Here is a 26,736-nt window from a genome sequence, read left to right as displayed (position 1 = left end):
ATTAGCTATTAATTAAATTGCTTATATGTTTAAAATATTTTTCAGTAACTTTTTCTTTAGTATATTCTTTTTGTACTAAATCAAATCCTTTCTCTCCCATCTCCCTGAGTTCATCTTTATTATGGAGTGCTTGTTGTAAAATTAGGAATAATTCTTCATTTACATTATTGGACAAATTCTCTATTAAATAAGCAGCTCCTGTATTTTCTAACAGATCATAAAGAGGGGTATTTTTATTGCTAATTACCAATAAAGGTTTTTTGCAAGCCATGATTGTATAAACTTTGGAAGGCAAACCATCTTTCTCTAATTTTTTATTCATAAAAATGAAATGTAGATCCGCATAGTTAATAATATGAGGAATACTTTTTCTTTCCTGGTAATCAATCAGATTTATATTATCCAGTTTATATTTTTCGATTTCACTTTTAAGCCATGATCTACAAGCCCCATCTCCAATTACAAAATAAGTTATAGGCATTCCTATAGTTTTTTTTGCCACTTCAATAAGAGGAACCCAATCCTGAGCAAACCCAATATTTCCGGCATACATTACTTTAAGATTTTCGTTGGCCGGAAATATTTGTTTATTTACTTCTGGATATTCTATGGGATAGTAAAGTTCAGTATCTACAAAGTTTGCTATAATTTCAATTTTCTCCGGATGATCCATCCTTGGTATCAGAGTGTTTTTAAAATTCTGGTCTATAGTAACTAAAGAATCAGAATGCTTATATACGAATCTCTCAAGTTTTTTCAAAATTCTAAGTACAAACTGAGATTTCATTTTCCCCTGATTCACAAAAAAATCCGGATAAATTTCCTGAACATTGTAAATGAATTTCGCTTTTTTAAGTTTTGCCAAAGCAATAGATACCAAAGCGATGGTAAGTGGTGGAGAAGGACTGATAATAACATCTACATTTTTAATTCTCATTCCGAGAAAAAAAGACAACAGATGCCAGTATATCATAATAAAACCACGCAAAAGAACACTTTCATATTTCTTTTGCGGTACATGATACACTTTAATTCCTTTATAATTACTTGTATAATAAAGTCCAAGGAACTTTTTTTGAAATTTTGTTTTACTCTGATCTACTTTATTATAATGAGGCATTGTAGAAAGGACTTCTACTTCAAATCCATTCTTTTTTAAATTATATGCAATATCATTATATAAATATGCTGTAGACACAGCATCAGGAGCAAAAACAATACTATGTATTAATACTTTTCTACTTACCATTTCTTATTTTCTCCAGACTACTCTATTGATATAATCAGTATAGCTTAGAATAATTCTCACCATTTTTTCAGAAACATTCGGCATAGAATAATCCGATACCAATCTATAGTTTCTTTCTTTACCTATTTTTTGCTGTTGAAGCTGAATCATACCCTGTAAAATTCTTTCTGGTGAAAGCCCTACCATCATCACAGATGTCTCTTCCATAGCTTCTGGTCTTTCATGCGCTTCTCTGATATTAAGAGCTCTGAAGTTTAAAATTGAAGATTCTTCAGAAATGGTTCCGGAATCTGAAAGTACAGCAAATGATCTCATCTGAAGAGCATTATAATCATGAAAACCAAGAGGTTTAAGGAACTGAATTTCCGGACGCATTTCAATCTGCATCTTATCAATCATATTTTTTGTACGCGGGTGAGTTGATACAATAATTGGATATTGATATTTTTCAGCGATAGCATTTAAAGACTCCATTAATCCTCTGAAATTTTTCTCAGAATTAATATTTTCTTCTCTATGTGAAGAAACAACAAAATATTTACCTTCTTCCAGATTCAGTCTGGATAATACATCAGAATTTTCTATTTGAGGTAAATAATGATTCAGGACTTCAAACATTGGCGAACCCGTCTTAATAATTCTGTCAGCAGAAAGGCCTTCTCTTAAAAGATATTCACGAGCAATATCTGAATATGTTAAGTTGAGATCAGCTGTATGATCTACAATCTTACGATTGGTTTCCTCAGGTACGCGCTGATCAAAACATCTGTTTCCTGCTTCCATATGGAAAATTGGAATTTGACGTTTTTTTGCAGGAATAGCACACAAGCAAGAATTAGTATCTCCTAAAACTAAGAAAGCTTCTGGTTGTAATTCTTCCAAAAGCGGATCAATTTTAATAAGGATATTTCCTACAGTTTCTGTAGCTGTTTTACCAGCAGCTTCAAGGAAATAGTCAGGTTTACGAAGGCCTAAATCCTCAAAAAAGATTTGATTAAGTTCATAATCATAATTCTGTCCTGTATGGACAATAATATGTTCTACAGCCTCAGAATTATCCAATGCTGATAATACTCTTGATAATCGTATAATCTCCGGTCTTGTCCCTACGACCGTCATTACTTTTAATTTTTTCATCTAATTAGTTAATTTATAATATTTATACTTCTAAAAAATAGGTATCTGCATCTTCTGGATTAAATGGTTCATCAATCCAGAAAATAGTATATAATTCCTCTTCTCCAATATTTTTAATATTGTGAGTATACCAAATTGGCATATCTACATAAGCAGGTTCAGTTCCATCCAAATAGAAATCCATCACTTCATCAGTATCAATTTTTCTTAATTGGATTAAAGCTTTACCCTTTATTACTGCAAATCGTTCTATTTTTCGGGTATGATAATGATTCCCTCTTGTAATTCCCGGAACTGTTGTTGAAAATGAACACTGACCACCTATTCCTAATCTGATAACTTCTACAAACGCCCCTCTTGGATCAGTATGTTGAGTAAATTTCATTGGATAACGTTCTTTATGATTGATATAAGAACGATAGGTATTAAATAGATTATGTTCAAAATTATCTTTTAAAACAGGAATTTCACCTCCATCCAGATATTTCGTTTTAAAATCATTTAATAGAGCTAACACTTCTGAAACCTTTTTTACTGCGGTTTCTTCAACTTGTAGTTCCGGTTGATTTTTTTCTGAACGAATTTCAGAAATAATTTTCATCACAAGTTCTTGAACGTAAATTAGCTTCACTTCACCATCATTATCAATTTGTGGTGTTTCACCATGCGTTAACAGATGACAGAAAGTTGCAATAAAAGAATTGTAAAAAGGCTTTCCAAAAGCACCAAATACATTAGGAATAATCAATCCTGTCACAATCCCTCCATTTTCATTTGCCCAATTTACAATGGCTTCTCTTCCTTCACGCTTCGATTTACCATATAGATTATCACGTTCTTCTTGTGTAGACGATGAAATAAGAACATGAGCTTTAGAAGCAGTTCTCTTTAAAGCATCTACTAATTTTTGGGCTAAAGCCACATTAGTCTGGTAAATAACATCCTGGCTTTCATGGCGGTTCATTGCTGCTAAATGTACAATAACATCACATTTTGATACAAAAACATCTAAATCAGAATCATTTTCAAAATATTCTTTTTGAAAATCAATACGTTCAAATTCTTCAGGAAATAGACCTAAAGTATTATATAGATGACGGCCAACAAAACCATTTTGGCCGGTAATTCCTATTTTTTTCATAGTTTAATATTAAAATAATCCAAAGGGAAACGGTACTCATCCTTGATTTCTCCCAATCTATAATCGGCAAGCACTAATAATTTACTATTGTCTTCTGATGCTTTAATAGCGGTAATACATCCAGCTTCTACATGTAGAAAGTCTAAGGTATCATCATTTAAATCGTAATATTTCACATCTAAATCTGATGAAGGATTATTGAAATTATCAATATGGATTACAGCAATTCTGAAGCGACCTTTAATACAGGAAAACCAACGTTGTTCAATAGCATGCCCCTGCCATCCTCTTATAAAGTCAGTGCTTGAATTTTCTATTGTATAAATCCTTTTAACAGCAGAAGCTTCAAAATCATTATTAAACTTGATAATCCCTCTTTCGTCCTCGAATTTATTTCCATTTATAAGCATACTTTCTTTTTTATTGTTTTTCCAGAAAACAGGAAATAGAATCCTAATAGGGATATTGCATTACATCTTCTCCGAACACCTCTTTACGTATTAAAGGCAATTTTGAAACAAGGTTTTTAAGGCCTTCTACTCCTTGTTGATCTGTATTGTGTGAATGATAATCTTCCACTTTAGATATATCTTCTTCTCCTTCTGAGAAATACTTAGCGTAATTAAGATCACGATTATCAGCTGGTACACGGTAGAAATCTCCCATATCTTCAGCTTTCAACATTTCTTCACGAGTACAAAGAGTCTCATAAAGTTTCTCACCATGGCGCGTTCCTATCACTTTAACAGGGACTTCTTTACCTGTTAATTCAATTAAAGCTTTGGCTAGATCGCCAATACTTCCTGCAGGAGCTTTATTCACAAATAGGTCACCCGGATTTCCGTGTTCGAATGCAAATAATACCAAATCTACAGCATCTTCCAAAGACATAAAGAAACGGGACATGTTAGGATCTGTGATTGTAATAGGTTCTCCTTTTTGAATTTGGTTTAAAAACAATGGAATAACTGACCCTCTAGATGCCATTACATTTCCATAACGGGTAAGACATACAACAGTATCTGTAAGATTTCTTGCTTCAGCTACAGCAACTTTTTCCATCATTGCCTTAGAAATCCCCATTGCATTAATTGGATATGCAGCTTTATCTGTTGAAAGACAAATTACTTTCTTTACACCATTTGCCGCTGCTGCACGAATCACGTTTTGAGTTCCTTCTACATTTGTTTTTACAGCCTGCATTGGAAAGAATTCACAAGAAGGAACCTGCTTTAATGCTGCTGCATGGAAGATATAATCTACCCCCCTCGTAGCTGGCTCAACACTCGTATAATCTCTTACGTCACCGATATAATATTTTATTTTCCCATTTTTATAAAGGTTTCTCATATCATCCTGTTTTTTTTCATCACGCGAAAAAATACGGATTTCCTTAAAATGGTCAGTTTCTAAAAACCTATTAAGTACTGCTGTACCGAAAGAACCAGTTCCTCCTGTTATCAATAGAACTTTATTTTTTAATTCAGACATATATTATTTATTTTTTATTGTGTTCCAATATTCTTGTAATACTCCTGTTTGGTATTCTTTAATATCTTTTACATTTCTATATTCATTTCTCACATTCATGTTTTTATTTGTTTCATAGATATATGTTTCTGAATTCCAGAATATTACACCATCTACCTTTCTTTTATTATAAGTAAAGTTTAGTATCTGGCTTACATACCATTGAAAATCAGAAGGATCTATTAAAGTGTTTTCAGATGATACATTATGATATCTGTTCCAAACAAATGGATAGACAGGCTTATTGAATTTTTTTCCTAGTTTTAGAGATAAAGTAAGATTTGAGGATACAAACGTTTTAATTATATCTAAGTTTTCTGATGTTTTCTTATCCTGCAGATACATACTTGGAGCAAGAAAATCCAGTTCTCTAAGCAAAGGATATGTTCCTACCGTTATATCATTTTCATGCCCATCAGTAACATAAGGATAGCTTGTTAAATTATAACCATAGAACGACCATTTGATATTAGGTCTTAGTGACTTTGCATATCTAATCATATTGATATGATTATTAATAATTCTATTATATTCGTTGATACTTACTTTTTTTTCCTTTAAAATAATAAGTAACGACTCTGCTTCTACATCCAATGCAGCATATCCTGATGCTTTTGTACTAGGAATTTGCCTGTCAATTTCTTTTTTTAATTTATCTTTATCTAAATTTAAATCTCTATCAATAATATAATCCTGATAAAAGATATAAAAATTTTTAACTTTATTTTTCCTTACAAATTCCTGTTGTGTAGGATTATGTATTTCTGAGCAGAAAAAAATCTGTTGCTTTTTCTGAGCATCTATAAATATGCCAAAAAACAACAATAGGGATATAATAAACTTTAAATTCATAATAATCTACTTATTAGGTTTATAATTTTTAGGCTTTGAACAGTTTCATTTTTATTGTTTATAATAAAATCTTTTGCACGTATCCCCATTCTTTCTCTCTCTTCTTTTGAAATATTCAGTATTTTAACTATTGTATTTTTCAATCCCATTATTCCTTCTTCATCACATACATAACAATAATGATAATACTCATCCGGAATACCTTTAAGCTTATATAAAACGGTGGGAGTTCCCGAACTTAAATATTCTATAGTCTTGGATGGAAAAGAGTATTTTGTAAATTCATCTTTACCATCTCTTGGGTTTATTAACAGCGTTGCTCTTCTTTGCAATTTAAGAATTTCTGACCTATCTAGTTGCCCCTTGAAAATAATCCTGGAATCCTTTTTAGCATATTCTCTAACTTTTTCTTCTCCATCTCCTGCACCACAAATCCATAATCTTATATTTTCATTCTCTATCGATGAGAATGCTTCCAATAAGCTTACGATTCCGTATCTTAATGCTAAAGTTCCTGAATAAAAAACTGTTGGTAAAGATTCTTTTATCTCTGTAATAATTTCCTCACTGGCATTGTAAATCCCTTCAATAATATCAAATGGCTTTTTAATTTTAAAATATTCGTCCATATATTTTGACAAATAAATATATGAATCGACATTTTTTATATTATGATCAACAATCTTTTTTGCGTAGGCATTATAGAGTTTAATATGTAAACTATTATTATTACCACCCATCAAATGTGGAAGGTCAGGAATAATTAAACATATTTTTACATTGGGTAATACTTGTTTAATAAAAGTAGTAATTTTCAGGAAATAAGAAAAAACGCCATATATAACTATTGCATCTACAGGATTTTGCTCAACTATAAATTGCTTTTTTATAGCCTGTTTAAGTGCTTTATATTTAGAAATTTCATTGAAAAACTTTATATTTTTAAATCCTAATTGATGAATTGGTTTCTTATTCTCAAGAAACCTTTCTTCATTAACATATTGAAGGTCATAAGATTTTGGGAAGTCTCCTAAAAAAGGTACAGTAATGATATTAATTTTCTGATTATTATTCTCCAGCCCCTCAATAATATTTTTTTGCATTACATCAGCTGCATATTGAAAGATTCCTTTAGAATGTACTCTAAAGAAATCTATATTTTTTTCAGGAAACAATCCACCAATAAAAGTAATGTTCATATCAAATTTCATTTTCAATACTTTTACGAAAATTAATACTTATTCTTTCTTCGTCAAACTCTTTTTTTCCGTATAAATATGCATTTTGAATTAATTGAGTTTGATCTTCACTGTTTAAAGTTTTTATAATTTTTTGTATATTAATCTCATCAGATTCTTCACTATTTAGAATCAGAGCCAAATTATTATTCTCTAATAGTTTTATAGACGCAACATCTGTGGGACCATAAGCTAAGATTAGGTTTTTAGATAATAAATATTCAGGAATTTTGGTTGAAACTGAAAGCCTGGTTAAAGACCTGTCAAAAAGGTCATCGCTTTCAGTATGAAGCAGAATATCTGTATTTATAATTTCCTGAGAAAGTTCATTACCCTGTACTTTATTTTTCAGAGAAATATTATTTTCAGAAAAAGCATTCATTAATGTGCTACTCATTTCTGTAGGTGTAAATACATTAATTGTTATTTTATTATTCTCAATTTTAGATAATATTTTAGCCAAACGAATAATCATTTTGTCTCGATTAAGGTGTAGACCTCCAAAATATGATATTACAATTTTATCTTTCGGTTTATTTTTATCTTTTTCTATTCCTTTATAAAGTTCAAGATTTATACTGTTCATAATGGGGTAGAATTTTTTACCATAGTTTTTAGAATAAATCTCACACATTAGGTCGCTTATTCCAAAGCATAATTCAGCCTTAGAGATTGTCTTCTCATATGCTCTGTAGAGTTTTTTATATTGTAATTTTTGTAAAAAATTTTTCTTTTGTGTAGAAAAAATATAATCATCCGTAAAATAAACTGCTGATTTCAAACGATATTTTTCTACTATTTCAAGCATTATATCGTGAGAAAACACCTGATTTGCCCCCACAAAAAAAACAAAATCTGGATGTTGTTGTTGAATCCACTGATGTAGTTTCTCATTATTTTTTACATTTTTAAACTTCCAAAGATAATCTCTGAAAATAGCCAGATTATGCTTATATTTACGTAGGCCTGCTTCTGTGTTAGGTATCTGAGTCTTTGAATCTGTGGATTTTATTTTCTCTTCTTTACTTTTTACAAGAAGATCTTTATCAGTAATTTTAAAGTATGAGGCGGCATAATCATTATCAATATCCTTATCCTCAACAAAATAGAGCTGAGCTAATTCTTCTCTTTTAAAATTTCTAAAAATAGATTCCAATGTCTTTCCATTGTTAGAAATTTTTGAAAAAGGGTTATGGCTAATAATCAGGACTTTCATTTTATCTATTTTTTTAAAGAATATAAAACTTCTAAGAGTTTTTGACGTTGGTTTTTTCTATAATGATTCTTAAAAAATATGATCTTACCATTCTCTATATTTTTTTTCAAAAGTTCTTTATTCTTAAAGCTATTTTCCAGTATATTATTCCATTCTGATCTGTTTGTATCATCACAGACAATGGCAATATTATTTTCTTTAAGATAGATGATGGATGCTATATCTGACGGGCCTACTGCTATAATTGATTTTCCTAATGACAGATATTCTGGAATCTTTGTAGATATTGAAAAACGAGTATATTCTTTAATATTATCATCGAATGACTCTATAAAAATGAGAGCATCATAATGACTAAGACTTTTCAATACATCTTTTTGTTTAATAAATCCTTTATAGGCAACAAATGGATATTCCTTAAAGTAATGCTCCGTACTCTTCCAGTCATTCGGATTTGTATATACTGCTATTTCTTTAATATTTTTATTATTACTAACAATTTTACATAACTCCAATAATGAAGCCCAACGATTGAGATGTAAACCACCAGCATAGCATAGTGATATTTTCTCCTCATATCTATCTTCATCTATATCAGAACCTATATATTCCTCAACGTCATTCATTAAAGAAAAAAATTCACATTTTTTATATCTCCTCTCAAATTCATTTTTCATAGCATCTGATATAACCAAAGCTTTTTCACAATGATCAAACAATGTTTTCAAGGTTTTCAATGTAAGTTTTCTTTGTACTGAACTGAGAAATGAATTATTATAAATGGTTGAAGGCCAATCATCCATAAAATGAGGTAAAACAGGAATTCCAAACTGACGTTGAATATTCAAAGCTAAATTTATAATTCTTCTTCCATAGGGAAGTAAATAAATGATATCCGGATTATGCTTTTTAATAAATTCACTAAGCTGATTATTCAGCTGATAGTTGAGCATATCAGCTGATGAGGATATACTTAATCTAAGATTCTGCTTGAATTTTGTTATTTTATTTACATTTGTTTCGGTAATCAATACAGGTGGAGCATCTGTAAGATTTCCCGATTGTCTTCTTACTTTTGTTAAAAATTGTCCGAACTGTAAGTTTCTACTGTCTAAAACAAATTTATTATTTTCAATAATTTCACCTGCATGGTAAGATTTTAATTGTATAAATGACAAATTATCAACAGGCCAACCACTAAATATATTTCTAACTGTGATAGCAGTAGCATCTGTACCATGATGAAAATCACAGTCACTTATAATCAAAACATTAGGATATGTGGTTTCAGACATAAATTTAATATTTAGGATATTAGTTATTTTTTATAGAATAATAAATATCTTTAAGAGTTTCTCCGTTATTATGTATACTATGTCTTTTATGCCCTACCTCTTTCTCATTTTCAGAGATTTCTATATTAGAGGTGTTATAAAACAAATCACAAATGATACGTGCAAGTGATTCTACTTCTTCATACCGATATAAATACCCAGTCTTTTGATCTTCTATCATATTAGGAACACCTCCACAATATGAAGAAACAACCGGAACACCCAAAATTTGAGCTTCACCTACAGAATTTGGGCTATTTTCAATTGACGAGGGGCATACAAAAACATTTGATTTTAGATATCTTTGTATCATTTGTTCCTCGTTCAATCCTCCAAGGAATATCACTTTAGCCTCAAGATTATATTTCTTTATAAGGTTTGAAATATAGCGGGCATAAGGTCCCATTGTTAATTTTTCTCTAAAAGAATTGCTTTGGATAATATTTTTACCTCCAATATATATTTTTGTGTCTGGATAGGTTTTCAGAATTAAAGGCAGAGCCTTTATTACCTGATGAATTCCTTTCAAAGGTACCATTCCCTGACTTAAGAATATAGAATATTTATCACAGTCTTCATAATTCCAAGATTGTTTATAAAAACCTTCTCTAAGAGTTTCATTACAAAAATGATATTTAGCATTGGGGTTTATTGCCCAAGTATGGTCTTTGTCCCAGTCTGTTCTTCCAATAATATTCTTAACTGTTTTGATATATTGTATTTCAGTCTGACCTCTCATCTGCATTTGTTTCTGCTGATGGTAAAGCGTATTTTTTCTTATTTTATCATATAATGAAGTATTGCTGCTTATTTCATCCTTACTTAAACTCCCTAGAAAATACCTTGTGTAAACATCGGTAAGGCCTTGTATAGAAACTACACATTTTTCAGCGCCATAAGCTTTTATATAAGATAGTCCGTAAGGAAATTCTGTTCCATGTATATGAACAATATCCGGACTAAAAGAATCATTAATTGTTTTCCATACTTTTTTTGATGTTTGACTATCTTCCAGTATATCCTTTGTTGGTATTAGAAAATAAGTAATATTATTCACTATTATTTCCTGAAGTTCTGTTCCTTCATATACTGATGCCACAGCTAATGCAACATCCTGCTGAGATGCAAGGTACTTCGAAAGGGCAAACATCCAACCACCAACAAAAGGTTTGGGCAAACTTATTTTTTCACAAATATCTGGCAACAGAATATTTGTAATCCAAAGAACTTTAATTTTATCATTCATCTATACTAAGTGTCTTTCAATTTCCTGATCTGTAGCGTTTACAATTTTTTTATTCCAGCACATAGCAATACAATACCATACCAAAAAAAATCTTATATTAAACATCAATACCCCGGCAGGTATTGTTTCAACCACATACAAGATTAAAAAACCACTGCAGACCTTCAAATAATAATTTTTAGATTTAAAAATCCCATTTCTTAAAGCGATTAAAATAATGAGTCCAAAAGGGATAATATATACGTAACCTCCTTTAAGGATTAAATTAAGATAACCTGCTTCAACAATATTTCTGGTATCTGACAATTCATCATCAATTCCAAAAATATAATCTGTTTCATATAAATTATATTCACCACTAATTCCCCTTCCTATAATCCAGCTCATAGTGTCCATATCTTTATTAAAATCTCTCAAAACAGCTCCCCTACTATCAGCATCTAGTCTTTCTGCTAATTCACCAAATAGCGTTTCAAAGAAAAGATTATAAACAATAATAGCACCAAACCCCATTACTAAGGTCATTATTATAAGCATAAGCTTCTTAAGTTTACTAGCACTTTTATTAAGATAGTTTATAAATATAAACAGCATGAATGTCCAGCTAAATATCCAAACTAAACTTCTTCTTGCTGCCATCACTGCAATTAAGAAGCCAACAACAAAAACTATAACAGAAACAATTTTTTGCTTTTTTGTTAATTTACTAAAACTCAGAAACAAAAAGAAGTTAGGAAAGCATAAATATTTTATACTATCTTCAATATACCCCGTCATAACTAGCATATGGCTATCTACAATAAGCGTTAATATCATTGTTGCCAAATAGAATATATTTACAACATGAATACATTTTAATACATCCTGAAAATCTTCAATTCGAAAAAAACGAGTAAAAAACATTAAAAGGTATGGGAATAATACATAAGGAGACAAGGTTATGCTTCTTATATAATCATAGCTAAACTCAAATCCTTTTAAGCTCATATATAAAGTCCAGATTGCTAAAAAAATATATAAAATATTCTTTCTAAGTGCGGAATTATTATTTCTATATCGAAACATTTCAAAAGCACTAACTCCTATTAATAAGATTGATGATAATAATGAACCATAGTAAAGCATTATCTTAGCATTATCGTACAAAAGAGCTAAAACATTAAGTACAGACAATAATGTTAAGAAAAAGAACTGCTGTTTTATTAGTGAAATCTTCTTTATAACTATCATCTACTTTAGCTTTTACTTTTAAAAATTTTCACATACTGTATTGGAGCTAAAATTATTGCATTAAAATTAGAAATTGTTGCAGCAATAATGACTGACTCCACTCCCCAATTAAATACCTTTATGAACAACATTGTAAGCCCAACGAATAAGAAAGGAGATACTAATGATGCTTTAAATTGTACATCCAATGCACTGATACCATTCAATATAATACAATAAACACTTCCAAAAAATGATAGAGCTGTAAACAAGAACATACATAATGATATTGAAAATGGAATTGTTATATGATCTTTTCCTAACCAAAGATCATAAACTAAACTTGCTCCCATCAGCATTATTAATCCCAAGACGGCAAGCCCTAATGCAATATTACGATACTTCTTTTCTGCATCTTTTATCCATTGATAGTCTTTTTTAGCATAAGCATCTGTTACCGCTGACCAAAGTGGAGTCATGAAAATTGCCATTAACATTGTTAAAATACTAAAATATTTAAAAACAATATTGTAAACTGTAACATCGTCTGCTCCATAATTTCTTATGATTATAAAATTAGCAGTCTGATATTGTATGATACCTGCTATTTGAATAATAAAGAACTTAAATCCCACACCCATTAAATCTCTTGTCAAAGAAAATTTCACAGAGGATAAAGAAGGTCTTATCTCTTTAAGTTTTGTATAAAAACTAGATAAGTTAAAGAATAATAAAATTAATACCGGAGCAATACAAAGACCATAAGCAAGATTTGTAAGTGACCCTGTAGTATATTTTGTAAGAAGAAAGATAACAATTAAAGAAACAGCCTGCTCTACTAATGTTTGTAAAGAAGCTTTAGCAGGGGACTGATATGCTAATAAAATAATATGAATAGTAGACAGTACAAATCTTGCACAGAAATATCCTACTGATATTATAGCCACTTTAGTTAGTTCTCCAGATAGCCCAGCCGAGACCTTAAGTAAGTCTGACCAGTTGATAAATAGGTTTGCAAAAAAAAATACAGAAAACAGACCTATAGAAATTAATGTTAAAATAGCATAGGTTGTACTTACATATTGTTTTGCTCTAGCAATATCACCAGTAGCTAAACTTTCTGCTAGTTTATTTCTCAGTCCATTATTTAAACCTATATCAAAAAAACTCATCCAGCCAACGATAGAACTTAGAGTTAACCATACTCCATATGATTCAGCATCTACGTATTTAATAGTAAGCGGTAGAATCAGAAAAGAGATAGGTAGAGATAAAATTCTGGTAATAAATAGAAAAAATATATTTTTCTTTGCTTTAATAGACCTATTATCACCACTTTTAAAAAAAGTGGTGATATATCCTAGTGCTGTATTTTTTAATTGCGTAAACATTCGAATAATTAAAGATTAAATCCATTATTTAAAATAATGAAATTACAATCTTGCGTCAACTAGTTTTCTATCCAGACAAGCCTTGGTATCAAATATTATGGCATTGTCTTTCTTTAATTTATTTAAATCCATTGCAAGGAATTCGTTATGAGAAACAGCAATAATTAAGGAATCATACTTGATGTTTTCATCAAGTACATCTAACATATCAATACCATATTCATGTTTAACCTCTTCTTTGCTGGCCCAAGGATCATAAATATCTACATTAATACCATAGTCTTCAAGCTCTCTGTATATATCTACAACTTTTGTATTCCTTACATCTGGACAGTTTTCCTTGAATGTAACTCCAAGTATAAGTGCTTTTGACCCTTTAATGATACCACCTTTAGTAATAAGTAATTTAACAACTTTAGAAGCTATAAATTTGGCAATAGAATCATTTACCCGTCTTCCGGAAAGTATAACATCCGGATGATATCCCAGTTGTTCTGCTTTATGGGCTAAATAGTAAGGATCAACAGAAATACAGTGACCTCCTACTAATCCTGGTTTATATTTTAAAAAATTATATTTAGTACCGGCTGCTTCTAAAACATCATTGGTATCAATTCCAATTCTATCAAAAATTAAAGCTAATTCATTTACAAAAGAGATATTAACATCTCTTTGTGCATTTTCAATGGCCTTTGATGCTTCAGCTACTTTAATACTAGATGCTTTATGAGTACCCGCAGTGATAATTTGTTTATAAAGATTATCTACTTCTATTGCAATATCTTCTGTAGATCCTGAAGTTACCTTCATAACACTCGTAAGGGTATGTACTTTATCTCCGGGATTAATTCTCTCTGGAGAATAACCTACATAAAAGTCTTCATTATAAACTAGTCCTGAAAACTTTTCAAGTACAGGTACACATTCTTCTTCTGTACATCCTGGAAAAACAGTAGATTCATAGATTATTATATCTCCTTTTTTTATTATTTCACCCAGCATTTTAGAAGCTGAAATTAAAGGAGCTAAATCAGGTGCATTAAACTTATCAATTGGAGTAGGAACCGTTACGATATAGATGTTAGCTTCTTTAATATCTGATAATTCGCTTGTTCCTTTATAACCAATTTCTCCGTTTGAATTTTTGTACCTTTCTAATCCATCAGTAAGCTTGGTTATCTCGGCTTCAAGTGTTATATCCTCTCCATTATTAAGCTGTTCTACTCTCTGTACATTAATATCAAATCCAAAGACACTATAGTGCATCGAAAATTCTAATGCTAGAGGTAGTCCCACATAACCTTGTCCTATGACGGCTATTTTATAAGTTTTCATCGTTTGAATATTTTTGTAATCTTGCTAAACCAAGTCGTATGTTCTACATTATTATATCCGTATCCATATTTATTACTATATCCTAAACTTTCTCTACTAACATCATTTAAGACAAAACCAACATTCTTAATTTTACCAAGATCAATATTAGTATTAGCAAACTCTGTCAATGCTTTCTCTGTATATCTTGATCTAGAAACGTAGATAGTCACATCAGCCAACTCAGCAATTAAGAATGTATCTGTTACTAACAGTAACGGTGCCGTATCTAGAATAATATAATCATACTTACTTTTTAATTCCTCTAATAAGTTTTCGTATCTACCATTCGATAGTAATTCCGTAGGGTTAGGAGGGATCATACCTGAATAAATTACATCCAAATCAGGGTTAAAAGATGATACATGTACAATATCTTTCAATTGGATTTGATCTGAGTACAGATATTCTGTAAGGCCTGCCAGTCCCCTTCTAGAAGGGTTATATCTTTGTAATTGAGGATTTCTGATGTCTGATCCAATGATAATTGCTTTTTTCTTAGGATTTGCTAATGTTAAAGCTAAATTAACCGAAGTAAATGTCTTTCCTTCTCCTTTTACAGTAGAAGTTACAAACACAACTTTACCTTTTTTATCTTTAGGAAGCATAAAATTCATATTGGTAATAAGAATTCTGAATGCCTCTGCCATAGGTGTTATATCATTTACCTGTACAACATCTGAATCTCCTTTTTCAAGACTAGGTAATTCTGCAATTACAGGAGCGTGTACTAGTTTATCTAAATCATGTTTAGTAATAATCTTATTGTTAAATAGCTCGATCAGGTATATTAATAAGAACGGAATTAATAATCCAATAAATAATGCTCCAACATAAATGACCATCCTTTTAGGAGATACAGGACCACTTGATGCGTAAGCTACATCTATTACCCTTGCCTTTGGTGCTGTAATAGATTGTGCTATTGCCGTTTCTTCTCTTTTCTTAAGGAGTAACAAATACAAGTTTTCTTTGATCTGCTGCTGTCTCTCAATACTTCTGAAAATCTTTTCAATAGACGGCAGTTTCGAGATCTTACCTGCAACTTTATTTTGTTCTCCCAGATATTCATTTCTTGCTAATTCCAATCCATCCCTATTCTTTTGTAAACTTTGTACAATAGACGTGCGCATTGAATTTATTTGTTTGGTCACATCTATTACTGCAGGGTTTTCAGGTGTAGCTGACTCTAACAACCTGGCTCTCTGTAATATTAACTGATTATAAAGAGAAATCCCAGATGTTGCATCAGCATTACTTAAACCTACATTAGATGGTAAGACCTGATAAAGTCCTTGTTTATTAACAAACCCTATTAATGTATTTGTTAGTTCTAATTGAGAATCAAATTCTAGCTGTTTCGTTCTAGCTGAGGCTGAACTTTCCAGGCCTATTCTGGCCTCGGTTTCTAGATCAGTAAGATTATTCTTTGTTTTAAAGTTTTCTTTTTGATCTTCGACTTCCCCCAGTTCAACAGAAAGCTTTTTAATTCGATCTTCTATAAAATCTAATGTTTTTTTAGACTCGAGATTCTTATCAGTGATCGCATCATTATTGTAAGCAATAACAAGCGAATTTATTATATCTTTAGCTTTTTCAACCTGTGGGTAAAGTAATCCTAATCCCACTACTGTTGATTTTTTACTATCCACTCCCACACTTGAAATACCTTGAAGACTTGTTACTTTAGACTCCAGTGATGAAATAACCAAATCAAGTTCATTAACACTTATCCCGTTAATTGTCAACGGATTAAAATTAGGATTTTTAACAATAATAATATTAGCGTATGGTAAGCTTATGGTTTGACCAAAGCCGGAAACAATTTTTTTACTAAGTTCTTTTGATGATAATGTCAGGCTATTACCATTAATAGTAAGGTGTAAAGGTTTACTTGGAAAAACGCTCAATGGTTTTTCATTAATTACTTTTACTAATATTGGAGATGAACTTTTATAAAGTTCCAAACTATTAAATCTATTTTCAACATAGACACTTGTCTGCAAATCTAATGATGTAACAACATCCCTCATTAGTTTTTTAGATTTCAGAATCTCTATTTCATTATCAATACTATTGGTCTTCATTCCTCCAAATCCGGATAGGTCTTCAAGAACACCGAATTCACTATTAGAGGCTGCATTTTTAGAATCTTTAATAAGAATACTACTCCTAATCTCATAAACTGGTGTTATCAATTTCATTAAGAAATAGCTTAGAAATAAGAATAAAAGAGCTGAAGAGATAAACCATGGCCATTTTCTTATGTATGGTTTTACGATTTCATTAATATCAATATTAGTTTGGCTAGTTTCCACTTCAGAAAAGTGTATAGATTGCTGATTACTCATTAATTTATTATTTCTTAAATAAACCTACTACTACCGCTATGGCTGTAACTGCAATAGAAGCAGCTGTTAAATAAAGTGCAGTATTTGGATTTTGTCTGGATGTCAATTCTTTTGTACCATTAGAAGAAACTATTATTGCATCACCTTGCTTTAAGTAATAGAAAGGAGAATTAATGAGGTTAGCATCATGAAGATTTATTTTCCCATGAATAACTTTTCCATCTTCATTGCGTATTACCAACAAATCATCTCTTTTTCCATACATTGTTAAGTCTCCTGCCAAACCTAAAGCTGTTAAAACTGTTCCTTGTCCATTAGAGATTGTATAATCCCCTTGTCTGTTTACTTCTCCTAATACTGTAACTTTGAAATTTGCAAGTCTGACATTTACTGTTGGGTCAATAACATATTTTGTCATTCTATCTCTTACTTCATTCTTAAAATCAATCAAAGACTTCCCAGATGTGTTTAATTTACCCAGAATAGGAAAGTCTATATTTCCATTCGTGTCTACCTGATATGTTGGGCCAGCAATCGTCACACCTCCTTGATTAGGCGTATTTCCTCCTGCAAAACTATTAGATTGAATTAATTCAGATGACGAATAATTTTGATTAAATGGTTTAACAACATCCATATCTTTTGCTGTGATCAGAATAACAAGTTGATCACCAGACTGTATTGTTGAATTCGAATTTTTTGCAGAAGCTTCAATAGCAACGTTCTCTATATTCTGCATGTAATTCAATTCATTATTTGCTTTATCTTTAACCTTACAGGAAACCAATATAAATACTGATAATATGGTCAATATTTTACCTTTCATCTTATTTTAAAATTGTACAAATATACATTTATATTTTTCTATTTATCTAACGCCTCGTAGATAGAATTATTACTCCTAAATTCAGGCACAATATTTTTCAGAATTTTAACAACATCAACTTTATCTCTGACAACAGAAGCTTCCCCAATTAGATTAATCAACCCATCAATTTCATTAAATTCCATTATTGGATCCTTAGATATCATAATCTTATCATTATGAGTAGGGAGAGTCTTAGCATTATCACTTAAAAGCTCTTCATAAAGTTTTTCTCCTGGTCTTAATCCAGTATAAATAATTTTAATATCTATTTCCGGTTCAAAACCCGATAATTTAATCATCCTTCTTGCAAGATCTAATATTTTGACAGGTTCTCCCATATCAAAAACAAATATCTCTCCTCCATGTCCCATAGTTCCAGCCTGTAACACAAGTTCACAAGCTTCTGGAATAGTCATAAAATATCTTACAATATCCGGATGTGTAATTGTTACAGGACCACCGGCTTCAATTTGTTTTTTGAAATGAGGAATTACAGATCCATTAGATCCTAAAACATTACCAAACCTTGTAGTAATAAATTTTGTTCTGTTACCTTCTACATTTTGTAATGACTGTACAAACAATTCTGCTGCTCTTTTCGAAGCCCCCATTACATTTGTCGGATTTACAGCCTTATCAGTAGACACCATAACAAATCTATTTACATGGTATTTACTGGATAGCATTGCAATATTCTTTGAACCCAGAATATTCACAGAAATTGCTTCATGTGGATTTTCTTCAACCAAAGGTACATGCTTATATGCCGCTGCATGGTATACCATCGAAAAATTATAGGTTTGAAATAATGTTTCCACCCTATTCATATTAGAAACATCAGCCAGAACAAATTTAAATCTGATATGAGGAAATTTCTCCTTCATTTCAAGTTCAATATCATACAATGGTGTTTCGGCCTGATCAAGTACAACAATTAATGAGGGAGTAAATTGGGCTACCTGTCGGACAATTTCACTCCCAATAGACCCAGCTCCACCTGTAACTAAAACAGTTTTGCCATAATGTCTGCTCTTAACTTCTTCGTTTTCTATTTTTATAGGTTTTCTGTTAAGTAAATCTTCAATCTGAAGGTTTCTTATTGATCCTCCTAAATCACTATCTCTTAATTTTTGAACAGAAGGAGCCTTAAATACATTCAGATCTTTTTCCAGAAATAAATTGACCCAGGAATTCATTTCATCCTTTGCCATCATTTCTTTGACAATAATAATCCCATCTATAACGAGATCATCTTTTGTACTGGTTTCAATCTTTTCTTTTGCATAGATTGGTTTTCCAAGAAGTGAAGCTCTCTTTGAATCTGTCCTCTGAGTCAAAAAACCCACAACTTGGTAAGGTAGATTTGGATTATCCAAAATAGCTCGGGCAATAGCAATAGACTGTTCATCAATACCCAGTACTAAAATCCTTTTTTTCAAAGCACTTCTTCTATATTCTCTTACAATGTGAAAAAACTCTTTGACATAAAGCCTAAAGAGAAATAATCCCATAAAAGAGATTACAAAATATAAAACCAGATAGGGAGTTAGAATAAATTTACCTCCCGTCACCCAGAAATACGTCATATTGATTGTAGCTACAACAAACATGGTACAAAAGCATGAAATAAGGAGCTTAAATAAATCTATAAAAGTAGAATGCCTAATAATCCCTGCATAAGTCTTAAAAAGATACATAAAGATTGTATTCACCAGTATAATAAAAGCAAAAACTACACTTTTATCTTCATGGTAAATAAACTCTTTTTGAGTGATTTTTTCTATAATATACGTTGAAAGAAATAAGGATATAACCAGAATAATAATATCTATTATGAGTATTATCCATCTGGGAAGATATCTTACATCTGAGAGATTGACAACATTATCTCCTCCAAATATTTTTTTTCTGAAAGAATTATACATTGTCTTTATTTGTGTTCATATTATTATTCGGTACAAAACCCCTTTATTAAATTAATATCAATTTCTAGGGATCATGCAAAATTAAAATAAAATCTCATCAATTCCCTAAATCTGAAAAAAATAAATCTAATCCTTGAGATTAATCAGGATATTCTTTATTTTATCTTTATCCCCATCAGTCAGATTAGTCCCGGATGGTAGACATAAACCCTTGTCAAAAAGTATACCACAAACATTACTGCCAAAAAATTTATACTTTTCAAATAATACCTGAAGATGCATCGGCTTCCACAAGTATCTGGTCTCTATATTACTTTCAGAAAATACTTGTTTCAACTTTTCTTTTGTAATTTTCGAATCCTTTTTTTCAAAAGTGATCGTATTCAGCCAATAATTTGAAAAGAAATCTTCATTAGGTTCTTCGAAGAGATTAATTTCTTCATATTTTTCAAAAATATCACGATAGAATCGATGGTTCTCTCTTCTTTTTATTATCCTGTCTTCTAAAACTTCCAGCTGCCCCCTTCCTATTCCTGCAGAAATATTACTCATTCTATAATTGTATCCAACTTCTGAATGACTATAATAATCTTGGTTTTCTTTTGCCTGCGTAGCAAAGTAAAGTATTTGGTTTTTAGATTCCTGATCTCTTGATATAAGAATTCCGCCACCAGAGGTTGTAATAATCTTATTTCCGTTAAAACTAATAATTGATAAGTCTCCGAAATTTCCGCAAGGTTTATTTTTGTATTTACTTCCTAATGCTTCGGCACTATCCTCAATAATCGGAATCTCATATTTTTGTGATATTTCTAAAATTTCATCTACCATAAATGGCATCCCATATAGAGAAACAGTAATAATTGCTTTGGGCTTTTTTCCTTGCTTCAAGCAATATTTAATGGCATCCTCCAATGCGTTTGGACAAATATTCCAGGTAGTGGATTCACTATCTACAAAAACAGGAATGGCTTTTTGATAAAGAATGGGATTAGCAGAAGCAACAAATGTAAATGACTGGCACAAAACAAAATCACCTTCCTGAACATTCAATAATCGCAAGGCTAAATGTATTGCAGCTGTTCCTGAAGACAAAGCCGTTACAAATGAATTATTTCCAAGATAGTTTTCAAGTGTTCTCTCAAAACTATCTATATTTGAACCATATTGAGATACCCAATTGGTATCAAAGGCATCTTGTATATATTTCAATTCATTTCCTCCTAAGTGGGGAGGTGACAGCCAAATCTTCTTTTCTTCCAAGCTTTTTGCGTTTTGGTGTTTTGGTCAAATTTTTCAGTCAAAAATATCATTTATTTTCTCATATTCAAAACCTCTGCTCATCAAATATTTTATGGTCTTCGCTTTTTTCTGATATTCCTGCAGTCCTTTTTGTTTAGAAGAGTAATCATCGTAGATTCTTGTGATCGTTTTGGTATAGTCATCTTCATAGATTTCATCAAAACACATATTGATCAGTTTTTCAGAGATTTGCTTTTGCTTCAGATTCATTCTGATCTTATTTCTTCCCCAATGTTTGATATAAAATTTACCTCGGATATAGCTTCTGGTAAACCTTTCCTCATTGAGATAATTTTCTTTCATCAGATAGAGAATAATTTCTTCTTTAGCCTCTTCAATCAGCAGAAATTCCCTCATTTTCTGTTCCACTTCAGCATGACAACGATCCTGATACACACAATAGCTGACCAGTTTCTGCTTGATTTCAACAAAAGTAAAAGATTTCTTTTCCATATGAATAAAAAAAGAATGAGCTTCCGCCCATTCTTTATACTATATTATATTTTATATTAGTAGTTGAACAATGCTTTTCCTTCCATTAATTCATTTACTTTCTTTCTTACCGATGCAAGAACTTCTTCATTTTTGATATTATCTACTACTTCAGAGATTAATCCTGCAATAGTTTCCATATCATTTTCTTTAAGCCCTCTTGTTGTAATAGCAGCTGTTCCTAATCTGATACCAGATGTTGTAAATGGAGACTTATCATCAAAAGGAACCATGTTTTTGTTACATGTAATATCAGCAAGTACTAATGCTTTTTCTGTTTCCTTACCGTTTACGCCTTTATTTCTAAGGTCTACCAACATTAAGTGGTTATCTGTACCTCCGCTCACGATATCAAATCCTTTGTCGATCATTGCTTTTGATAATGCCTGAGCATTAGCTCTAACCTGTTTTGCATAAGTTTCAAACTGGCCATCCAAAGCTTCTCCGAAAGCTACAGCCTTACCGGCAATTACATGCTCTAGCGGACCTCCCTGAATTCCAGGGAATACAGCTCCATCCAATACCTGGCTCATCATTTTTGTTTCTCCTTTTGGAGTTTTATGACCATAGGTATTTTCAAAGTCTTTACCCATCATGATCATTCCTCCTCTTGGACCTCTTAAAGTCTTATGAGTAGTCGTGGTTACTACGTGACAGTGTTCAAATGGTGAATTTAATAATCCTTTTGCAACCAATCCTGCAGGGTGAGCAATATCAGCCCAAAGCGTTGCTCCGATTTCATCTGCAATCTCTCTGTATTTAGCATAATCAAGATCTCTTGAATAAGCAGAGAATCCAGCGATCAACATTTTTGGTCTTTCTCTTAGAGCAACTTCTCTCATTTGGTTGTAGTCGATAAGCCCCGTTTCTCTTTCTACTCCGTAAGAAACTACTTCATACTGAATTCCTGAGAAGTTTACTGCAGAACCGTGGGTAAGGTGTCCTCCCATTGAAAGATCCATTCCCATGATTTTATCTCCTGGTTTCAAAACGGCAAGATATATGGCTGCATTTGCCTGAGATCCGGAATGCGGCTGAACGTTTACATAATCTACTCCAAAAAGTTCTTTTGCTCTATTGATGGCTAAAGTTTCAACCTCATCCACAACTTCACATCCTCCGTAATATCTTTTTCCGGGATACCCTTCAGCATATTTATTTGTAAGTACACTTCCCATTGCTTTCATCACATTTTCAGAAACAAAATTTTCCGATGCGATAAGCTCTAATCCATGGGCTTGTCTTTGTCTTTCCTTTTCAATCAGGTCAAAAATAATATCCATTTTACTTTTAGTTTTTGAAATTTTTCACCCCAAATGTACGGATTTTTCGTTGAGATTTTGGCATCAAAAAATATGATTTTAGACCTGATTGTTCATAAAAGCGGTAAAGGATTGCCTATTTATAAATTTTCTTCAATAAACTGTCTACAGTAATTTTTTATCTGATCACGTACTCTTCTGAATTCCTGACTGATTTCTTCTGGTGTTCCTGATGCTTTAGCTGGGTCCTGAAAATTATGATGAAATGGCTGTGCTTTTGAAGGAAAGTAAGGACAATTTTCTTTAGCATGATCACAGACCGTGATTACATAATCAAAGTTGATATCCTGATACTCATCAATCGCGTTTGAAGTGTGTCCGGAAATATCAATACCATCCTCTGACATGGTTTTAACGGCTCCTGGATTTAATCCATGTGTTTCAATACCTGCACTATAGATTTCTGCTTTATTTTTAGCAAAGTATTTCAGATATCCTTCTGCTATCTGGCTTCTACAGCTATTTCCGGTGCAAAGAACTAATATTTTAGTTTTCATTACTTCCAATATTAACAACAACCTGAACCTGGTGTACAACCTGAATTTTGATTCATTGTTAATTCACTTAAGCTTAATTTTTGTTTCTGAGGCGGAATTCCGCATGCATCTGTAGCTAAACAGGCTGTTAATTTATTTTTCAACACAAAATTTTCTCCATTGAATTCCAGATTATATTTTCCTATGGTATTATCCTGATACTCCACTTCAATTTCAAAATCGCCAATGCCTAACTTTTCTTCGGAAAGGTGAATGATGTGTAAAAGTTTTCCGGACTTCAGGCGATGCTCATAATCATCGGCATTCCAAAGCTGAAAATTTACTTTTTCTTCTTTTCTGACGACTCCGCCACAATCGATGAAATTCTTGGTAACCACTCCTACTTCTGTTACGTGAAAATGTTCGGGAACCCATGTTCCGTTTTCTAATTGAAATGCTACATTTTCCAGATTTGGCAAGATGCTTTTGATTTTAGACAGTTTCATAATTAAATATTTTAAATTGTTATAATGCAATATTGCGATATACTTATATAAAAAAATGTCTAACAACATTTTCTTTTTTTTACGGTTGAAATAATATTTGAGAAATAGTCATTCAGATCTTCAAAAACTTTTTCGTCAATACAATAACATATTGAATTGCCTTCAATATTCCCTTTGATAAGACCAGCATTTTTTAATTCTTTCAGGTGCTGGGAAACAGTAGGCTGAGCAAGAGGCAGTTCATTAACAATATCTCCGCAGATGCATTCGTTTACTTTAAGCAAATACTCTATAATAGCAATTCTTGCAGGATGTCCCAGTGCTTTTGCTATCAGGGCTATTCTATTTTGTTCTTCTGTAAAAAAATCTGTTTTTGTAGCTCCCATAATTCAAACCATATCGCAATATTACAATAATAAATTTTATTACCAAATTTTTTATCATATTTTACAAAGAGAAATAAGTGATTTTTATCTATTTAGAATTCTTCTTCAGAAAGCTCTTTATTCATAACAGCTCCTGTTAAATTACCCTGTGCAACGGCATTGGCTACAGACCTCATCATCATTACATTATCTCCACAAGCGAAAACTCCGGGAACAGACGTTTTCTGCATAAAATCGGCTTTGATAAACCCATATTCTGTTAGCTCACAGCCTAATTCTGACACATCAACATTCTGCTCAAAAGGGATTTTTGCATACAAGGCTTTTAAAGGTGCAACGCTACCATCCTTGAAAATTATTTTTTGAATATACCCATTTTCATGTTCAATCTTCTCTATTTCTTCTTCATTAAGATTGATCTTATTCTGTTTTAACTTTTCAACCTGCTCATGAGTAAGCTTTGTTTTCCCATTAGTGAATAAGGTGAGCTCTTTTGTCAAATTAAAGACCAACTTTGAAAATTCAAAAGCTAAGTCACCGTCTGCTAAAATGCCTGTTATCTCATTTCTTACTTCATAACCATGACAGTAGGGACAATGGATTACTGAAATCCCCCAACATTCTGAAAATCCTGGAATATCCGGCATCATATCTTTTACTCCGGAAGCCAGAATAATCTTTTTAGCATAAAACTCATCACCGGAAAACAACTCAACACAAAAGACATCTCCATTTTTTTCTATTTTCTTAGCTTCACCTTCATAAACCTGTACCGTCTTATATTGTTCTACATCCTTTTTCGCTAGTTCTCTGATTTCTTTTGGAGTTTTTCCATCATGGGTAATAAAATTATGGGAATGCGGAGTCTGTCTGTTACATGGCTTTCCGTGATCTATAATCAACACGTTTCTCAAAGATCTACCCAATGCCATTGCTGCAGATAATCCGGAGTAGCTTCCTCCTATGATAATAACATCCATTTTTTTATTTTGCATACTTTCTGTTGAGATATAATTTATTGATATACAAAATTACAATAAAAATTACTTAACGCAACTTTATTGCATTAAATAATTAATAAATAAAAATGATTCCTGAACATCTGAATTCAGGAATCATTTTTTAACAAAATATCTATTCAAAAGATTAGGGTGCTTTTGCTAATTCAGGATTAACTTCACCTGTTAATGATTCAAAAAAAGCATATATATTATCGACTTGCTCTGATGTTAATTCTTTATCTAATTGTATTTTTCCCATTATTCTGATGACTTCCTTCAAATCTGTCACGCTTCCATCATGAAAATAAGGTGAGGTTTTAGTAACATTTCTCAAAGAAGGAACTTTAAACATATATTTTTCGGCTTCATTTTTACTAATAGCCGACTTACCTTCATCAATTTTAGTACTTTTAGTTTCCTTCCAATATTCTTTATATACTCCGAATTTCTGAAAAGAATTACCTCCTAAAGCCGGACCAGTATGACAAGTAATACATCCAACATCAATAAAGTTTTGAAGTCCAAGTTTTTCTTTATCTGTTAAAGCATTATTATCTCCCTCAATGTATTTATCAAAACGGGAAGGAGTTATTAACTTTCTTTCAAATGCTCCAATTGCGTTGGTAAGATTATCCCAATTGATAGGACTCTTATCCTTTGGAAAAGCAGTAGCAAACATTTTTTGGTACTTTTCGTTTTTCTTAAGTCTTTCAATTACAAAATTTTCATCAGGAATTCCCATTTCTATAGGATTTAGGATAGGCTTGCCAGCTTGTTCCTCAAGAGACTTTGCTCTTCCGTCCCAAAATTGTGCTGTATGAAGCGCTGCATTCAAAGTAGAAGGTGAATTCCTTACTCCTACAGATCCTTTAGCGTCTCCAGGAGAAAAAGCTTTATTATCCACTCCATAGGTGTTTAGATTATGGCATGTATTACAACTTTGGGTTCCATTCTTCGAAAGGATAGGATCAAAATACAATGCTTTTCCCAATAGTACTTTTTCGTCACTTATAGGACTGATTGGATTATCTACGAAGCCAGGTAAAGCACCAAATATAGCTTTTGCTTTATTTTGCAACTCGGTAAACATTGGAATTAAAGGAATATCGGTTTCTGTCTTCTCTTTATTTCCCTGGCATGAAAATAATATCAGAAGGCCCAATATTAAAATTAAATTTTTCATATTATGT

24 protein-coding genes are annotated in these 26,736 nt (G+C 31.6%); all 24 read right to left on the bottom strand.

Features of this window, described 5'->3' with window-relative positions:
- Position 1: 1 nt before the first annotated feature.
- The 24 genes from DRF65_RS07805 to DRF65_RS07690 all read right to left on the bottom strand — a co-directional run bounded on the left by DRF65_RS07805 (position 2) and on the right by DRF65_RS07690 (position 26,729).
- The gene (locus DRF65_RS07805; protein ID WP_115970197.1) at positions 2-1,249 is read right to left on the bottom strand and encodes a glycosyltransferase family 4 protein; all 1,248 of its coding nucleotides are present in this window, start codon (positions 1,247-1,249) and stop codon (positions 2-4) included.
- A 3-nt stretch (positions 1,250-1,252) separates the two neighbouring features.
- Positions 1,253-2,386, bottom strand: a complete 1,134-nt coding sequence (wecB, locus tag DRF65_RS07800; RefSeq protein WP_115970196.1) for a non-hydrolyzing UDP-N-acetylglucosamine 2-epimerase — start codon at positions 2,384-2,386, stop codon at positions 1,253-1,255.
- 22 nt (positions 2,387-2,408) lie between these two features.
- Positions 2,409-3,527, bottom strand: a complete 1,119-nt coding sequence (locus DRF65_RS07795) for a polysaccharide biosynthesis C-terminal domain-containing protein (protein WP_115970195.1) — start codon at positions 3,525-3,527, stop codon at positions 2,409-2,411.
- Positions 3,524-3,937, bottom strand: coding sequence for a WxcM-like domain-containing protein (locus tag DRF65_RS07790; RefSeq protein WP_115970194.1), 414 nt, complete (start codon positions 3,935-3,937; stop codon positions 3,524-3,526). Before DRF65_RS07790 ends, DRF65_RS07795 begins: the two co-directional genes overlap by 4 nt.
- Before the next feature lie 43 nt (positions 3,938-3,980).
- Complete coding sequence (locus DRF65_RS07785) at positions 3,981-5,018, bottom strand: polysaccharide biosynthesis protein (protein ID WP_115970193.1); 1,038 nt, start codon at positions 5,016-5,018, stop codon at positions 3,981-3,983.
- 3 nt (positions 5,019-5,021) lie between these two features.
- Positions 5,022-5,909, bottom strand: coding sequence for a hypothetical protein (locus tag DRF65_RS07780; RefSeq protein ID WP_115970192.1), 888 nt, complete (start codon positions 5,907-5,909; stop codon positions 5,022-5,024).
- Complete coding sequence (locus DRF65_RS07775) at positions 5,906-7,120, bottom strand: glycosyltransferase (protein WP_115970191.1); 1,215 nt, start codon at positions 7,118-7,120, stop codon at positions 5,906-5,908. The genes DRF65_RS07780 and DRF65_RS07775 overlap by 4 nt, the downstream gene beginning before the upstream one ends.
- Complete coding sequence (locus tag DRF65_RS07770) at positions 7,110-8,363, bottom strand: glycosyltransferase family protein (protein WP_115970190.1); 1,254 nt, start codon at positions 8,361-8,363, stop codon at positions 7,110-7,112. Before DRF65_RS07770 ends, DRF65_RS07775 begins: the two co-directional genes overlap by 11 nt.
- Before the next feature lie 5 nt (positions 8,364-8,368).
- Entirely contained in the window at positions 8,369-9,658 is a 1,290-nt protein-coding gene (locus DRF65_RS07765) for a glycosyltransferase family protein (protein ID WP_115970189.1), read from the bottom strand.
- 19 nt (positions 9,659-9,677) lie between these two features.
- On the bottom strand, positions 9,678-10,943 hold the full coding sequence (locus tag DRF65_RS07760; RefSeq protein WP_115970188.1) for a glycosyltransferase family 4 protein: 1,266 nt from the start codon (positions 10,941-10,943) through the stop codon (positions 9,678-9,680).
- Positions 10,944-12,173 (bottom strand): hypothetical protein, encoded by a 1,230-nt coding sequence (locus DRF65_RS07755; protein ID WP_115970187.1) that lies wholly within the window; start codon positions 12,171-12,173, stop codon positions 10,944-10,946.
- Positions 12,174-12,178: 5 nt separating this feature from the next.
- Entirely contained in the window at positions 12,179-13,543 is a 1,365-nt protein-coding gene (locus DRF65_RS07750) for an oligosaccharide flippase family protein (protein WP_115970186.1), read from the bottom strand.
- Positions 13,544-13,585: 42 nt separating this feature from the next.
- Positions 13,586-14,878, bottom strand: a complete 1,293-nt coding sequence (locus DRF65_RS07745) for a nucleotide sugar dehydrogenase (protein WP_115970185.1) — start codon at positions 14,876-14,878, stop codon at positions 13,586-13,588.
- Positions 14,875-17,268 (bottom strand): GumC family protein, encoded by a 2,394-nt coding sequence (locus DRF65_RS07740; protein WP_115970184.1) that lies wholly within the window; start codon positions 17,266-17,268, stop codon positions 14,875-14,877. Before DRF65_RS07740 ends, DRF65_RS07745 begins: the two co-directional genes overlap by 4 nt.
- A gap of 7 nt (positions 17,269-17,275) precedes the next feature.
- Positions 17,276-18,094: a polysaccharide biosynthesis/export family protein gene (locus DRF65_RS07735; RefSeq protein WP_115970183.1), complete on the bottom strand. Its 819-nt coding sequence runs from the start codon at positions 18,092-18,094 to the stop codon at positions 17,276-17,278.
- 38 nt (positions 18,095-18,132) lie between these two features.
- The gene (locus DRF65_RS07730; RefSeq protein WP_115970182.1) at positions 18,133-20,061 is read right to left on the bottom strand and encodes a polysaccharide biosynthesis protein; all 1,929 of its coding nucleotides are present in this window, start codon (positions 20,059-20,061) and stop codon (positions 18,133-18,135) included.
- Positions 20,062-20,187: 126 nt separating this feature from the next.
- On the bottom strand, positions 20,188-21,324 hold the full coding sequence (locus tag DRF65_RS07725) for an aminotransferase class I/II-fold pyridoxal phosphate-dependent enzyme (protein ID WP_115970181.1): 1,137 nt from the start codon (positions 21,322-21,324) through the stop codon (positions 20,188-20,190).
- Between the two features lie 33 nt (positions 21,325-21,357).
- The gene (locus DRF65_RS07720) at positions 21,358-21,822 is read right to left on the bottom strand and encodes a regulatory protein RecX (protein ID WP_394337814.1); all 465 of its coding nucleotides are present in this window, start codon (positions 21,820-21,822) and stop codon (positions 21,358-21,360) included.
- 50 nt (positions 21,823-21,872) lie between these two features.
- Positions 21,873-23,138: a serine hydroxymethyltransferase gene (glyA, locus tag DRF65_RS07715; RefSeq protein WP_115970180.1), complete on the bottom strand. Its 1,266-nt coding sequence runs from the start codon at positions 23,136-23,138 to the stop codon at positions 21,873-21,875.
- A 119-nt stretch (positions 23,139-23,257) separates the two neighbouring features.
- On the bottom strand, positions 23,258-23,674 hold the full coding sequence (locus DRF65_RS07710) for an arsenate reductase ArsC (RefSeq protein ID WP_115970179.1): 417 nt from the start codon (positions 23,672-23,674) through the stop codon (positions 23,258-23,260).
- Positions 23,675-23,685: 11 nt separating this feature from the next.
- The gene (locus DRF65_RS07705; RefSeq protein ID WP_115970178.1) at positions 23,686-24,159 is read right to left on the bottom strand and encodes a DUF6428 family protein; all 474 of its coding nucleotides are present in this window, start codon (positions 24,157-24,159) and stop codon (positions 23,686-23,688) included.
- 59 nt (positions 24,160-24,218) lie between these two features.
- On the bottom strand, positions 24,219-24,545 hold the full coding sequence (locus tag DRF65_RS07700; protein ID WP_115970177.1) for an ArsR/SmtB family transcription factor: 327 nt from the start codon (positions 24,543-24,545) through the stop codon (positions 24,219-24,221).
- A 92-nt stretch (positions 24,546-24,637) separates the two neighbouring features.
- Positions 24,638-25,540, bottom strand: coding sequence for an NAD(P)/FAD-dependent oxidoreductase (locus tag DRF65_RS07695; RefSeq protein ID WP_115970176.1), 903 nt, complete (start codon positions 25,538-25,540; stop codon positions 24,638-24,640).
- A 151-nt stretch (positions 25,541-25,691) separates the two neighbouring features.
- Positions 25,692-26,729, bottom strand: a complete 1,038-nt coding sequence (locus tag DRF65_RS07690; RefSeq protein WP_115970175.1) for a cytochrome-c peroxidase — start codon at positions 26,727-26,729, stop codon at positions 25,692-25,694.
- Positions 26,730-26,736: the final 7 nt, after the last annotated feature.

The sequence above is a fragment of the Chryseobacterium pennae genome, assembly GCF_003385515.1.
Classification (GTDB): domain Bacteria; phylum Bacteroidota; class Bacteroidia; order Flavobacteriales; family Weeksellaceae; genus Chryseobacterium; species Chryseobacterium pennae.
The sequence above is the reverse complement of the archived record's forward strand: the minus strand, read 5'-3'. Positions and strand labels throughout refer to the sequence as shown.

Bases quoted from the DNA above. Each gene is read 5' to 3' on its own strand.
- DRF65_RS07695 (WP_115970176.1), bottom strand. From the start codon at position 25,540: ATGCAAAATAAAAAAATGGATGTTATTATCATAGGAGGAAGCTACTCC.
- DRF65_RS07775 (WP_115970191.1), bottom strand. From the start codon at position 7,120: ATGAAATTTGATATGAACATTACTTTTATTGGTGGATTGTTTCCTGAA.
- DRF65_RS07805 (WP_115970197.1), bottom strand. From the start codon at position 1,249: ATGGTAAGTAGAAAAGTATTAATACATAGTATTGTTTTTGCTCCTGAT.
- DRF65_RS07740 (WP_115970184.1), bottom strand. From the start codon at position 17,268: ATGAGTAATCAGCAATCTATACACTTTTCTGAAGTGGAAACTAGCCAA.
- DRF65_RS07760 (WP_115970188.1), bottom strand. From the start codon at position 10,943: ATGAATGATAAAATTAAAGTTCTTTGGATTACAAATATTCTGTTGCCA.
- DRF65_RS07765 (WP_115970189.1), bottom strand. From the start codon at position 9,658: ATGTCTGAAACCACATATCCTAATGTTTTGATTATAAGTGACTGTGAT.
- DRF65_RS07745 (WP_115970185.1), bottom strand. From the start codon at position 14,878: ATGAAAACTTATAAAATAGCCGTCATAGGACAAGGTTATGTGGGACTA.
- DRF65_RS07780 (WP_115970192.1), bottom strand. From the start codon at position 5,909: ATGAATTTAAAGTTTATTATATCCCTATTGTTGTTTTTTGGCATATTT.
- DRF65_RS07790 (WP_115970194.1), bottom strand. From the start codon at position 3,937: ATGCTTATAAATGGAAATAAATTCGAGGACGAAAGAGGGATTATCAAG.
- glyA (WP_115970180.1), bottom strand. From the start codon at position 23,138: ATGGATATTATTTTTGACCTGATTGAAAAGGAAAGACAAAGACAAGCC.
- DRF65_RS07785 (WP_115970193.1), bottom strand. From the start codon at position 5,018: ATGTCTGAATTAAAAAATAAAGTTCTATTGATAACAGGAGGAACTGGT.
- DRF65_RS07735 (WP_115970183.1), bottom strand. From the start codon at position 18,094: ATGAAAGGTAAAATATTGACCATATTATCAGTATTTATATTGGTTTCC.
- DRF65_RS07730 (WP_115970182.1), bottom strand. From the start codon at position 20,061: ATGTATAATTCTTTCAGAAAAAAAATATTTGGAGGAGATAATGTTGTC.
- DRF65_RS07770 (WP_115970190.1), bottom strand. From the start codon at position 8,363: ATGAAAGTCCTGATTATTAGCCATAACCCTTTTTCAAAAATTTCTAAC.
- DRF65_RS07690 (WP_115970175.1), bottom strand. From the start codon at position 26,729: ATGAAAAATTTAATTTTAATATTGGGCCTTCTGATATTATTTTCATGC.
- DRF65_RS07755 (WP_115970187.1), bottom strand. From the start codon at position 12,173: ATGATAGTTATAAAGAAGATTTCACTAATAAAACAGCAGTTCTTTTTC.
- DRF65_RS07705 (WP_115970178.1), bottom strand. From the start codon at position 24,159: ATGAAACTGTCTAAAATCAAAAGCATCTTGCCAAATCTGGAAAATGTA.
- DRF65_RS07700 (WP_115970177.1), bottom strand. From the start codon at position 24,545: ATGGGAGCTACAAAAACAGATTTTTTTACAGAAGAACAAAATAGAATA.
- DRF65_RS07710 (WP_115970179.1), bottom strand. From the start codon at position 23,674: ATGAAAACTAAAATATTAGTTCTTTGCACCGGAAATAGCTGTAGAAGC.
- wecB (WP_115970196.1), bottom strand. From the start codon at position 2,386: ATGAAAAAATTAAAAGTAATGACGGTCGTAGGGACAAGACCGGAGATT.
- DRF65_RS07795 (WP_115970195.1), bottom strand. From the start codon at position 3,527: ATGAAAAAAATAGGAATTACCGGCCAAAATGGTTTTGTTGGCCGTCAT.
- DRF65_RS07750 (WP_115970186.1), bottom strand. From the start codon at position 13,543: ATGTTTACGCAATTAAAAAATACAGCACTAGGATATATCACCACTTTT.